The sequence below is a fragment of the Providencia sp. PROV004 genome, from assembly GCF_011045615.1.
Taxonomy (GTDB): domain Bacteria; phylum Pseudomonadota; class Gammaproteobacteria; order Enterobacterales; family Enterobacteriaceae; genus Providencia; species Providencia rettgeri.
On record NZ_CP042859.1, the window covers coordinates 2,065,776 to 2,078,470 of the forward strand.

The window sequence follows — 12,695 nt, forward strand, 5'->3', positions numbered from 1 at the left end:
TGACTAAATTAGCTGGCGAGGTCTCTCGCATAATTAATCAATGCTTTTAATTGCTGGCAACGCTTTTCATCATGTTGATGCTCTACAAGTAATAGCTGTATTTGTTGCATATATTCTGTTAAACGCTCTTCATTAAAGTAGTCTCTACGGTGCTGTAACCAGCGCTGCTGCTCATCATAAGATAAGGTTGCAGGGTAATTACGTGCTTTATAGCGAAAGAAAAGTTCTTTCATGCGCTTATCTTCAAAACTTAATTCCAATGCAGGTAAGTTCTGTGGGGAAGTTTCACGAATAATATCCATCGTTGAGCGGTCAGAAGGACTGAAAAAACCATTATAAATTTGTGTATCGACATCATCTGACTCTGCAAATATTTGAGGCTCGCTAAATAACTCAATTAGTTTATTACGAATTTCAGGGTGCTTGCGTAAGGTTTCCAGATTGCGCATACATAAGTCACGGTCAACACCTGTTCGCTGTGCATCTTCTGGGCGCAGTGTCTTTTCTGGCGCTAAAATTGGGCATTTATTAATATGAACTAATTTTACAGGAACGGGAGAAGCGCCCGCCAATTCAGCTTTAGGCGTATATAATCGGGTACGTAATTGTTGAACGTCTAACTCAATTAATGGTGAGATATCGGCAGATAAATCGCACATAATAACGGCATTTTTGTTATCGGGATGCCAAGCAAGTGGAGCGACTAAACTGACATAAGAGCGCAATGCGCCAAACATACCAGAGACATGAACTAATGGTGTTATTTCTACAATATCAATAAGTTGACTTATTTTATTTTTATTTCTTAACTGATAAAAGTAATCGAACATTCGCGGTTGAGCGGCTTTCAACAGTTTTGCCATATTTATAGTCGCTAAAACGTCAGACATTGCATCATGTGCATTTTCATGAGCAACCCCATTTGCTTTGGTCAAATGTTCTAAACGCATACTCGGTAAACCATCTTCATTTTCTGGCCATTGAATACCTTCAGGGCGAAGCGCAAAACAGGCACGCAAAGTGTCGAGTAAATCCCAACGCGAATTTCCTTGTTGCCAACTATATGCATATGGGTCGTAAAAATTTCGGTAAAAAATATTACGCGTAACTTCATCATCGAAACGAATATTGTTGTAGCCCATAATACAGGTATTAGGGACACTAAAAGCCGCATGAATTCGTTTAGCAAACTCGGCTTCATTTATGCCTTGAGATAATGCGACTTGCGGGGTGATCCCAGTGATCATGACGGCTTCAGGTTGCGGTAAATAGTCATCAGCCGGAGCACAATAAAAAACTTCGGGTTCTTCAATGATATTAAAATCAAGGTCAGTGCGAACGCCTGCAAACTGCGCAGGCCTATCGAGAGCAGGGCGCTTACCAAAGGTTTCATAGTCATGAATAAAAAAGGTCGGTTGTTTTTTATTATCTTGCAACGTTTTCACCATTTTGATGATTATATAGTAGATTGATAGTGGTTAATTTATTGCTATTCACTATACCTTGTTGATTAATGATACCTTATCTACCGTAAAAGCTAAACTAAGGCTATCTGATATTGAGTGGGTGAGATTGAGAGCCGCATAACTTGGATGATTTGATGAAATCTTTTACCCAGCAGACATTCGTCATTAATTTGCGAGAGTATATCGTGATTGATATCACATATATCAATTGTTAACGTTAACATTAGTGATTAACATCACAATTAACAGGCTATTTTGTGGTTTGAAATTAATGTTAACCTTAACATTTCATCAAGATAATTTTTGATAGGTGATGAAATATGAATCGTGGCTCAAGAAAGTATTATGCCTCTTTGAGTGCATTATTGTTTTTTTTCTTTTTCACGTGGTCATCAACGTTTTCTGTCGTCGCAATCTGGCTGCGTAAATATGTTGGCTTGGATGGGGCGGATACAGGATTTATTTTCTCTTGTATTTCGATTGTGGCACTTTGCGCACAGCCACTCTATGGGTTTATGCAAGATAAATTAGGATTACGAAAAAATTTACTGTTATTTATTGCAGTTCTACTGATTTCATCTGGGCCATTTTTTATGGTTTTCGGTACGTTGCTAAGATGGAATGTGTTTTTGGGTAGTGTTATTGGTGGTTTGTTTATTGGCATGACTTTTCATGCGGGCATTGGTGTACTTGAATCTTATACAGAGCGAGTTAGCCGATTACGTAATTTTGAATATGGAAAAGCGAGGATGTGGGGCTCATTGGGTTGGGCGACTGCAACGTTTTTTGCTGGGCGTAATATTAACCTGAACCCTGATTACAATTTTATTATGGCAACCGTTTCAGGCTTATTATTTTTAGTTATTTTATTGAATTTAAAAACGGCAAACGCAGATGCCTATAATAGCCTTGAACATGGTAAACCTTCAGCCATCACTGTGAAAGATGCTTTGCAATTGTTTGTACAGCCCCATTTTTGGGCTTTGATATTGTTTGTATTAGGTACCTGTATATACAGTGTGTATGACCAGCAATTTATGGTGTATTTTGCCCATCAGTTTCAAAGTGAGCAATTAGGTAATGAGATGTACGGTTATCTAAATTCATTGCAGGTTTTCTTGGAGGCAGGAGGAATGTTTTTAGCGCCATTTATCGTCAACCGAATTGGTGCTAAAAATGGATTGCTGTTTGCGAGTTCTGTCATGGCGCTACGCATTATTGGTTCAGGCCTAGTTGATGGCGCGATTATGATATCGATAATGAAATTACTGCATGCCGTTGAGCTCCCGATTCTGTTAGTCGCGATTTTTAAATATAACAGTCTTCATTTCGATAAACGTTTGTCATCGACACTTTATTTGGTTGGCTTTAGTTGCATGAGCTCTGTCGTTGCAAGTATTTTATCGCCATTAGCGGGTTGGGGGTATGATAAAATTGGTTTTGCTGATACCTATCTGGTCATGGGGATATTTGTTATTATTACGACGATATTATCTGCATTTTGTCTCAGAGGTGATGGGGCAGGTCATCAAGAAATCAGAGAAAAAGATCAAACAAATAAATGTAATCAAGATCACTCCGAAAATTTGGTCGTTAAAGTATAAAGTGAAATCAATTTTCAGCGGAATAATTTGATAAATATGCGAAACGGGCTTGTAACTCAATAGGATTAGATTGTATTGTGTTAATAGATAATGCGTTTTGAATATTGACTAGAGGGTTTTAAACATGGACAACGCTAACAAGCCGTCTTTCCAAAATGTTCTGGAATTTGTGCGTATGTTTCGTCGCAAAAATAAAATTCGTCGTGAAATCACCGACAATGAGAAAAAAATTCGTGATAACCAGAAGCGTGTTTTGCTGCTGGATAACTTGAGTGAATATATAAAACCAGGTATGTCGATTGAAGATATTCAGGCAATTATTGCGAATATGCGTAGTGATTATGATGATCGTGTTGATGATTATATTATCAAGAACGCTGAACTCTCCAAAGAACGTCGTGAAATATCGAAAAAGCTCAAAGAGATGGGTGAATTACCGCGTATTGATGTGAAATAATTACCACGTAAAGCCGAGGTCATCTCGGCTTTATTGTTTTTGACTTGAGTTGATAGATAGCATCGACCGCACGTAGTGATTATAAATTTAACCTATTAACTTGTTTGATTAATGCGGTTGCTAACCTTTCCATTTCATTTTCTGCAATAAATCCCATCGTCACTGCTGCTGCGACAAGCTGGCCTTCGCCATTAAATACAGGACAAGCAATAGATTGCGCTCCGGGAATTCCTTCAGTTGGTTGGTAACGGATGGCATAGCCTTGTTGGATAACTTTATTAATTTCGTCCTGCGAATAGGAATTCGAACCAAATTGGTTATCAAATGCAGAATAAATCAGCCCAGCAGCACTTTTTACGACAGGCAATGGCGTGTTAGGTAAAAAGTCAATTTCAATATTTTTGAAGCTACGATTATATTTCACTAAAGACAGTGCCTTTCCTAGACGCGTGGCTATGCCTGTTGAAACGTTTTGTTCATCGCGAAATTGAATCAAATTATTGTTAATGGCGTCGATGTATGAGTCTTCAGGTTTAACAAAATTAGCTAAGAAGGTTAAATTGCGGCCTAAACCATAACGGCTAGTTTGAGTATCTTGGTACAGCATTTGTGTACGGCACAGTGAAACCAAATATTTATGTAGACGGCTTTTTGATATCTCACAACCTTTTGAAATATCCGCTGCACGAGCAATGCCCCCATTTTGAGCAATATAATTTAAAATGCTTACGGCTATATCAACAGAATTAACACCTTGCAGAGTAGACATACATAAACCTCAGTTTAACAAGTCCTGAAATTTTACCATGAGTTGCCTTGCGCTGCTAACGAACCAATAACGCAGAAGAATAATCCGAAAGCGGTAGCACCTTATTACCTATAAATAGATAGAATTATTGATGCTACTCAAGTTCATCTTTAGTGAATGGCGTATATATATAGTGTACTTATAAAGGCAATGTCGAGGTTTACTATAATGAAAACGATAAATTCACTACGTTTGAAACGCCGAACTCTACTCAAAGGGCTTGGCGTTGTAGGGTTGGCGAGTATCGCCCCCTGTTCTTATGCACAAGGAAACAGCAATCAACCCTTACCGAAGGTGCGACTCAAACTGTCGGACTACAAAACATTTCGGTCAACTTGTGCAATGGAGTGTTTACATTGCAACCTAACCGCATATACCTACCAAGGTAAGCTGATGAAAATTCAGGCGACGGAAGGGTTTAATGTCAAATGTTGCTTGCGAGGTATGAGCCGAACTAAATGGGTCTATCATGATCAACGCATCAAAACACCGTTACTACGAGTAGGCGAAAAAGGTAAAGCTGAATTCAAACCGATAAGTTGGGATGAGGCGCTGGATCTTATTGAAAAAAATATTAGAGAGACCATTGATAAATATGGTAATGAAGGGTTGTTTATTTCCACTCATGCCGGAAATATGGACTCGATTAAAAATGATATGGGGAAGGCTTTCTTTGATTATTTAGGCGGGTCAACGAAACAAGCGGGTTCACTTTGTTGCTCTGCTGTAACAGCTGCGATGATCCCGATGCTCGGCCTGAGGTATGCAGATACCCGCGATACGATAGCGGATAGCCGTTATATCCTGTGTTGGGGCAATAACCCAGCTGTTACGATGCAAGCCTATTTTAAAAATTATAACCAAGCGAGAAGAAATGGCGCTCGATTAGTGGTGATTGATCCGCGTTTTAGTGAAACAGCTGCAAAAGCGGACGAGTGGATACCTATTATTCCAGGGACAGATACCGCGCTTGCTTTAGGTATGATTAAAATTATTATTGAAGAAAACCGGATAGATGAAAATTTCTTGAGGGCTCATACTGGCGCGGTTTATTTGGTCGATGCGAATCAAAAACAAGTCAGGCAAAACAAAGATGATAAGGACAGCTATTTAGTTTTCGACACATTAAGCAGACAATTAGTTCGTCATGATTCATCGGGCATTAAACCGGCACTTTTTCAACATGAACTTCCAGAGGATTTGAATTACACCACTGTTTTTGAACAAATTTACCAGCAAGCAAAAGGTTGGGATATTGCCCGGGTCAGTGAAGAAACGGATGTTCCAACGGAAACTATTGTACGTCTTGCTCGGGATTACTCATCAATAACTCCTTCAATGATTGTGCAAAACATGTCAGGAGCACAACGAACCGAACATGGCGCTTATGTCGCAGGAAGCCAGTTCTATCTCGCCTTATTGACTGGAAATATAGGTAAACGAGGGGCGGGTGTTTGTGATGCTGGCGGAGCTCGGCAAATGGCTAATTTTAGTCCAATAGTGCCACCGGCGCCGAATGTGAAAAACATTCCTCCCATTCCTGTAGCGAAAGTTGGCGATTTTATCGTCAATGAAAAGCCACATCCGATTAATTTCTGGTGGATTATGACGATGGGGGTTATGACCCAATTGCCGAATACCAACAAGGTTCGCGAAGCACTAAAGAAAGTTCCATTTGTTGTGGTAGCCGATAACCTCATGAGCTCAACAGCCTTATATGCTGATTTAGTTTTACCGGTGACCACTATTTTTGAAGATACCAGTTTGATGGCGGGCGTTCGTAGCCAATATGTCCAATTAATGGAAAAGGCGGTTGAGCCAGCAGGTGAAGCAAAACCCGACTATTGGATTTTCGCCCGATTAGCAGAACGTTTCGGGTTTGGCGACGTATTTAATAAGCCAATAGAGCACTATATTGATGCCTGTTTAGTCGGCTCTGGTATCACTCGCCAAATGTTAGAAAAAGGGCCAGTACGCCCAGTCGAAGGGGATTGGATACCGTTCAAAGATGGTGTGTTTAGGACATCAACCAAAAAAGCACACTTATTTGTTGAAGATTGGCAAAAGAAAAATTTTTCACCTGTCGTCGCTTACTACCAAGTGACCGAGTCTGTTAAAGGTTCACCTGAATTAGCCAAAAAGTATCCTTTGATGGCGGTTCAGCGCAAGTTAGCGCGTAGTGTGCATTCAAGTCATGGAATGAATGAATGGATCCTTGAAGTACAACGAAACCAGCCGAATGTCTTGATTCACCCTGAAGATGCTAAATCCAGAGGTATTAAGAATGGGGAATGGGCAATCACCTTTAATGACCGAGGAGAACACCGAGCCATTGCTGTCGTGACAACGCATATTAAAAAAGGCGTAATTTCACTGGATAACGGCTGGTGGGAACAACAGGGGGGGAGCAGCAGTCATGTCACGAATGACCAAGTTGAACATTTGGGAACGGGACACTGCTGTAATAGTACGTTAGTTGATGTAAGAAGGGAGGCTTAATCATGGTCAAGCAATATGGTTTCTTAATAAATACAAAAGATTGCTATGGTTGCCGCACTTGTTCAATGGCTTGTAAATCTGAGAATGTGACCCCGCCGGGCGTCTTGTGGCGTCGAGTTCGTGAATTCAATGATGATTCACCGAATACTCAAGCATTTATTACGATGTCTTGTAACCATTGTGATGACCCACAGTGTTTAAAAGTTTGCCCAGCAGACACCTATACCAAACGGGCGGACGGTATTGTCGTTCAAGATCATGAGAAATGTATTGGTTGCCAGATGTGTATTATGGCTTGTCCATATCATGCTCCTGTCTTTGACCCAGCAGAAGGGAAAACCAGCAAGTGTAATATGTGTGCGGAACGGTTAGATGAAGGCCTACTGCCAAGGTGTGTGGAGTCTTGCCCTACGGGTGCCATTGAGTTTGGTGATATCACTGAACTACGTAAAAAGCACACGACGAACTGGGCGGTACTAGAACAGCGTTACAACATGCCCGATCACACAATCAGTCATCCAAATATTGTGATCATTGGGATGGAGGATTAATTATGGATATTAAACATATGGAACTCCCACTAGTATTTTTTACAGTGATGAGCCAATGGGGGATTGGTGCTGTTCTCGCATTAACCATTTACCAAATGAAAGCCTGTCAGGGCTCCTTATTATCAGGCTCTGTATTACGTCGCGCAGTGCTATTGATATGGCTGATTGAAGTTATTGGTTCATCTATGTCAATGGGGCATTTAGGTGTGCCTCTCGAAGCATACCGTTCCGTTCTGGGGCTAAGTCATTCATGGCTAAGTCGCGAGGCTGTGACATTTGTATTATTAAATGGTGTTATCACTTTGTGGGCTCTATCTTGCTGGTTGCAACCCACAGTAAACACGCGCAATACGATATTAGGCTGGATCAGTGGGATTGGTGGATTAGCCGCTATACTTGTCACAGCACAAGTCTATTATCAAATGGTTGCTCACCCATTATGGCATACACCGGCAACCCAAATCGCGTTTATAGGCAGTGCAATTGTCCTTGGTTTTAGTCTAGTAGCCTTATTTGTTATTGGGCAAGGCAAGTTATTACCCTCGACCATTAAAGTTGGCGTGCTGATAGGCGTTGCATTGGTATTAATTGCACAGATTATTCGCTTACAATTACCTGCAAGCCAAGGCGGGAGCTACTTGCTATGGTGGCAAGTAGTGATGAGTATGATATTGCCTTGCATTATGGTGATAAAAGCATACAAGGAGCGACCATCCGCCGTCTTACTTGTATTGATAATGTTGGCGATGTTTAGCGGAGAGTTAGCTGGCAGAGCCTTGTTTTATGGTTCGGTGATGACCCAAGCTCCTTGGTTCTAAAAATCCTCGTCATATTTCGCCCTGTCGCGTTGTTGGCATCGCACACTCGCCCTAGTCACATACTCGTGTATGCTCCTAGGGTCTTGTTTAGCTCGCCGCCTAGCGACAGGCCGAACTATTTAGAGGATTATGTATTCATCATATTTCAGTCTGTCGTGTTGCGGGCGTCGCACACTCGCCCTAGTCACATACTCGTGTATGCTCCTAGGGTCTTGTTTAGCTTGCCGCCTAGCGACAGGCAGAAATATTTAGAGGATTATGTAGGTTTTTTTGTCGATATCAGAATTCGGCCTGTAGTGTTGTGTATGGGTACTAGTTATATGCTTGGGGGCACGTTTAGTTAATGTGCTTATTCAAAAGCACCATTCATCAGTTTGATAATAGGGTCCGAACGCTTATAGCTGTTGATTAGAGGAACGAGGCGTTTGAAATGTTCGCTGGCACAGTGAATATCGAGCGCTTCTTGATTCGGCCACTCCTCGATAAAAATAAAGTGCCCAGGATCTTTTTGGTCAACGTAAAGGTCATAACTGATACACAATGGTTCTTGTTTAGTTGCAGCGACCAATTCACGGTATAGCGGCATAACAATCTCAATCGCTTCGCTTTGAATAAAATCTTCCGCAATGACTTTTAACATATATTTCCCTTTTCTTTATAAAATAACTGTGTATAAACACAGCAATACAAACACAAATTCGTTGAGAGCTCAATGTAAAAAACTGGCGAGATGATGAGTTTTTTTTAATTAAAAAATTTATTATTCATGAAATGTATTGTAATAAAAAAGCCCTGATAGTTTCCTATCAAGGCTTTTATGTTTACAGCTAGCGAGTTGTTAGAAATCAGCAGGTTTTGCCATTTCAGAGGTTGCGACGTTTGAAGCAACGTGGCCACCTGCGCCACCTTTACCTTCAAAGGTAGAGGCTTCACGCTGGAATTCTGTTATCTCAAATGGTGCAGCAGCAACTGCAGGGGCTGGTGCTTTTGTCATTGGAGAATAAGCATGACGTTTATGTAAGCTGACCGCTGGGCTGCTTGCTACCGTTGCTGGTTCAGCTACGGCAACAGGTTCGATAACTTCCTCGACACTGACTACTTCAGTTGAAGCCGTGATAGTAACTTGAGGAAGCTGCGTTTCTTCAACGACGTCATTAACCTCTTCATTGACAATAACAGGCGCCGTTTGTTCGTCTACGATAGTAACGCTTTCAACCGTTTCTGTTTGAGCTATTTCAACTTGCGGTTCAATAATCTCAGCCGCTATTTCTACAGTCTCTTTTATTACTTCGACGGTTTCAACTTCCTGTGTACCGTTAGTTTCATCGATGGCAATTGGTGCTGATTCAACCATGTGATCGACAGTGGTTGCTTCGTTAACTAAAGATGTTTCTTCAGTATTAACGGTTTCCACTGGAGTGTCATGCGACTCTTGCTTAACTTCCTCAGCCACGACAGGAGTGACGGCCACGCTACTTTGTGACGGGGTAACATTTGTCGTTTCTGCTACAGGAGCATTATTAATACTTTGTTGTTCAAGCATTTCTTCATTAGTGATGATTGCCATGCTTTCTTGTTGAGGCTGGGCAATTGGGTAATGAATAAATACTTTGCCAGACGCCAGCTCAGGTGAGGCAACGGCAGCGATTAATGGCATTGGTGATTTAGTTAGATGGCGTTCATCACGATAACGACGGCGACGTTGCCCACTGACACGTAAGTGACGTGGTGAACGACGTGAGCGTCGTGGAATGATGGTGTCTTGCTTTTCTTCGCCTTCTGCTTGAGTGTTTAACTCTTGCAGGTCGTCAGTTTGTGCGTCACTTTCAACTGGGGTAGTAGGGGCAACGAGTGCTGGTAATGCAGCAACAGGCATTGCCTCCGCGACTTCAGTCACTTCAGCCACTTGTTCGTTGTCTGTTACACGGATTTTTTGTGTCAATTGACGACGTTGGCGACGTGGCGTAACAGGACGTTGTTCTTCTTCCTTTTCAGCCGCATTCTCTACATTGTCTTGCTGAACATCTTGTTGTGATTTAGCAACTTGCTGTTGACGTTTTTCATCTTGACGACGGCGACGTTCAGCGCGTTGTTCACGACGTTGTTGCTGATTATCACGATTCGCATTGTCAGTTGTTTGCTCGTCTTGCGTGTTCGTATTCTTATTGTTGCGACCTTTATTGCGATTATTCGTTTCATCCGCTGATGCATTACGATTATTGCGATCATTACGGTTGTCGCGATTATCACGGTTATCACGATTATCAGTATCATCGCGGTCACGACGATTATTATTACGACGGTTATTGTTGCGACGATCATTATTCCGACGGCGCTCATTATTATTGCGGTTTTTCGGCGCTGGTTTCTCAACCACTTTTTCTTCTTCGCCAAACAGGCCTTTAAAGAATGCCGCAATTTTGCTGAACAAACTAGGGGATGCAGGTTCAGCCGCCGCTGATTTAACAGGTGCTTTTGTTACAGTTTCTTTTGGTTTCACTGTAGACATGTCTACAGGCTCTTGCAGTGCAAAAGCAGAAATTGCAGGTTGCTCAGGTGTTTTACGTTCAGATGTCGTTTCATCAATCTGATTTAACGTCTCTGTTTCGTGATATTGCGCTAAGTTATAGCTTAACGTATTGACTTCTTCACCTTTACGAATGCGGATCACATGGAAGTGAGGCGTTTGCATTTGGTCATTAGGAACAACAACAACACGGACATGGCTTTGACGTTGTTCGATATCACTGACCGCTTTGCGTTTTTCGTTCAGCAGGTAAGAGGCGATTTGTACGGGGACAATGGCATGCACTTCATGGGTATTTTCTTTCAGTGCTTCTTCTTCAATAAGACGAAGAACGGACAGAGAAAGTGATTCGTTGTCACGAATGGTTCCGGTTCCTGAACAGCGAGGACACACATGGTGGCTTGACTCACCTAAAGAAGGGCTCAAACGTTGACGAGACATCTCCAATAACCCAAAGCGTGAGATGCGTGCAATTTGAATGCGTGCACGGTCTTGACGTACCGCTTCACGTAGGCGGTTTTCAACTTCACGTTGATGCCTAACGGGTGTCATATCGATAAAGTCGATAACAATCAAACCACCCAAGTCGCGAAGACGCAATTGGCGTGCAATTTCATCAGCCGCTTCTAAGTTAGTGTTGAACGCAGTTTCTTCGATATCGCCACCACGTGTTGAACGTGAAGAGTTGATATCGATAGCGGTCAATGCTTCAGTGGTATCAATTACTAATGCACCGCCTGATGGCAAGCGAACTTCACGTTGGAACGCAGATTCGATTTGTGATTCAATTTGGTAGTGGCTAAAGAGTGGAACATCACCACTGTAGTGTTTGATTTTGCTTGCAAAATCACCACGGCCGATAGCTTCGATATGGTTGCGTGCCATTTCGACAACTTTTGGGTTGTCAATCAAAATTTCGCCGATATCTGGGCGCAGATAATCGCGGAATGCGCGGACAATAACGTTACTTTCTTGGTGAATCAAGAACGGTGCAGGGCGATTTTCAGCGGCTTTTTGGATCGCTTCCCAGTGACGTAAACGGTAGAGTAAATCTTGTTGCAGCGATTCTGCAGATTTACCCACACCTGCGGTACGAACGATTAAGCCCATGCCGTCTGGAATTTGTAAAGAAGACAGTGCTTCTTTTAGTTCAGTTCGATCTTCGCCTTCGATACGACGTGAAATGCCCCCCGCACGTGGGTTATTTGGCATTAAAACGAGGTAACTTCCTGCCAAGCTAATGAAGGTGGTTAGCGCCGCACCTTTATTGCCACGCTCTTCTTTATCCACTTGAACGATAACTTCTTGGCCTTCTTTTAACACATCTTTGATGTTAGGACGGCCTTGAGAGTGATAGTTGCTTGGGAAATATTCACGAGCGATTTCTTTGATAGGAAGGAAACCGTGTCTTTCAGCGCCGTAGTCAACAAAAGCAGCTTCAAGACTAGGTTCGATACGAGTGATTTTACCTTTATAGATGTTGGCCTTTTTTTGCTCATGACCGGGACTTTCAATATCCAAATCATAGAGACGTTGCCCGTCAACAAGGGCAACACGCAACTCTTCCTGTTGAGTTGCGTTTATTAGCATTCTTTTCATGTTATTACTTACTCATTATTTTCTTTTAAATAAAGAGCAGCGAAAGAAAGAGCTACTGTAAACCGATGGCCTCGTGATTTTTACAAAACCGTCTGCCTCGCGGCAGTCGTTCGTATAGAGACGCGCAGTATTCGGTGAACCTGATTTTTAGATTAAAAATTCAGCGTTCTTAATCAGGATGCCGTAAGTTATTAAAGAAAACGGAAGTTCCTAACCCAATAAGCCAAAATTCGTTGCTCGCTAATTTATTTGATGTTGCTAAATGTCTTACGCCATTGCTGCATTGTTACGCCATCAAATAAGAAATCCTATAAAACGTTAACTTTCGTTTTTTAAACATCTCAGCAACTTCATATTATTCCATTG

At 41.9% G+C, this 12,695-nt stretch carries 9 protein-coding genes; 5 read left to right on the top strand and 4 right to left on the bottom strand.

The window, feature by feature from the left end; all coding sequences use genetic code 11:
- Nucleotides 1-8 precede the first annotated feature (8 nt).
- On the bottom strand, nt 9-1,436 hold the full coding sequence (gene sbcB, locus FVA69_RS09070; RefSeq protein WP_109911592.1) for an exodeoxyribonuclease I: 1,428 nt from the start codon (nt 1,434-1,436) through the stop codon (nt 9-11).
- Between the two features lie 350 nt (nt 1,437-1,786).
- Here sbcB and FVA69_RS09075 point away from each other — a divergent pair, with 350 nt between their 5' ends.
- Both FVA69_RS09075 and tmaR read left to right on the top strand, forming a co-directional pair.
- Nucleotides 1,787-3,070, top strand: a complete 1,284-nt coding sequence (locus FVA69_RS09075) for an MFS transporter (RefSeq protein WP_004911868.1) — start codon at nt 1,787-1,789, stop codon at nt 3,068-3,070.
- A gap of 124 nt (nt 3,071-3,194) precedes the next feature.
- A complete protein-coding gene (gene tmaR / locus FVA69_RS09080) occupies nt 3,195-3,527 on the top strand; it encodes a PTS system regulator TmaR (RefSeq protein ID WP_004253179.1) in 333 nt (110 codons plus the stop codon).
- Between the two features lie 79 nt (nt 3,528-3,606).
- Here the strand turns inward: tmaR and FVA69_RS09085 are convergent, their stop codons facing one another.
- A complete protein-coding gene (locus tag FVA69_RS09085; RefSeq protein WP_004911864.1) occupies nt 3,607-4,296 on the bottom strand; it encodes a helix-turn-helix domain-containing protein in 690 nt (229 codons plus the stop codon).
- Nucleotides 4,297-4,503: 207 nt separating this feature from the next.
- Between FVA69_RS09085 and FVA69_RS09090 the strand changes: the two genes are divergently transcribed.
- From FVA69_RS09090 to FVA69_RS09100, 3 genes are read left to right on the top strand one after another with little or no spacing between them, the layout of a single operon-like run.
- Entirely contained in the window at nt 4,504-6,834 is a 2,331-nt protein-coding gene (locus tag FVA69_RS09090) for a molybdopterin-containing oxidoreductase family protein (RefSeq protein ID WP_004911861.1), read from the top strand.
- 2 nt (nt 6,835-6,836) lie between these two features.
- Nucleotides 6,837-7,385, top strand: coding sequence for a 4Fe-4S dicluster domain-containing protein (locus FVA69_RS09095; protein ID WP_004911860.1), 549 nt, complete (start codon nt 6,837-6,839; stop codon nt 7,383-7,385).
- A gap of 2 nt (nt 7,386-7,387) precedes the next feature.
- Nucleotides 7,388-8,203: a dimethyl sulfoxide reductase anchor subunit family protein gene (locus tag FVA69_RS09100; protein WP_196719448.1), complete on the top strand. Its 816-nt coding sequence runs from the start codon at nt 7,388-7,390 to the stop codon at nt 8,201-8,203.
- 349 nt (nt 8,204-8,552) lie between these two features.
- On the opposite strand, the gene FVA69_RS09105 is transcribed toward FVA69_RS09100, so the two are convergent.
- A complete protein-coding gene (locus FVA69_RS09105; protein ID WP_004253191.1) occupies nt 8,553-8,843 on the bottom strand; it encodes a putative quinol monooxygenase in 291 nt (96 codons plus the stop codon).
- A 198-nt stretch (nt 8,844-9,041) separates the two neighbouring features.
- Nucleotides 9,042-12,329, bottom strand: a complete 3,288-nt coding sequence (gene rne / locus FVA69_RS09110; RefSeq protein WP_164528738.1) for a ribonuclease E — start codon at nt 12,327-12,329, stop codon at nt 9,042-9,044.
- Nucleotides 12,330-12,695 lie beyond the last annotated feature (366 nt).

Bases quoted from the DNA above. Each gene is read 5' to 3' on its own strand.
- FVA69_RS09090 (WP_004911861.1), top strand. From the start codon at position 4,504: ATGAAAACGATAAATTCACTACGTTTGAAACGCCGAACTCTACTCAAA.
- FVA69_RS09085 (WP_004911864.1), bottom strand. From the start codon at position 4,296: ATGTCTACTCTGCAAGGTGTTAATTCTGTTGATATAGCCGTAAGCATT.
- rne (WP_164528738.1), bottom strand. From the start codon at position 12,329: ATGAAAAGAATGCTAATAAACGCAACTCAACAGGAAGAGTTGCGTGTT.
- FVA69_RS09095 (WP_004911860.1), top strand. From the start codon at position 6,837: ATGGTCAAGCAATATGGTTTCTTAATAAATACAAAAGATTGCTATGGT.
- FVA69_RS09075 (WP_004911868.1), top strand. From the start codon at position 1,787: ATGAATCGTGGCTCAAGAAAGTATTATGCCTCTTTGAGTGCATTATTG.
- FVA69_RS09105 (WP_004253191.1), bottom strand. From the start codon at position 8,843: ATGTTAAAAGTCATTGCGGAAGATTTTATTCAAAGCGAAGCGATTGAG.
- FVA69_RS09100 (WP_196719448.1), top strand. From the start codon at position 7,388: ATGGATATTAAACATATGGAACTCCCACTAGTATTTTTTACAGTGATG.
- tmaR (WP_004253179.1), top strand. From the start codon at position 3,195: ATGGACAACGCTAACAAGCCGTCTTTCCAAAATGTTCTGGAATTTGTG.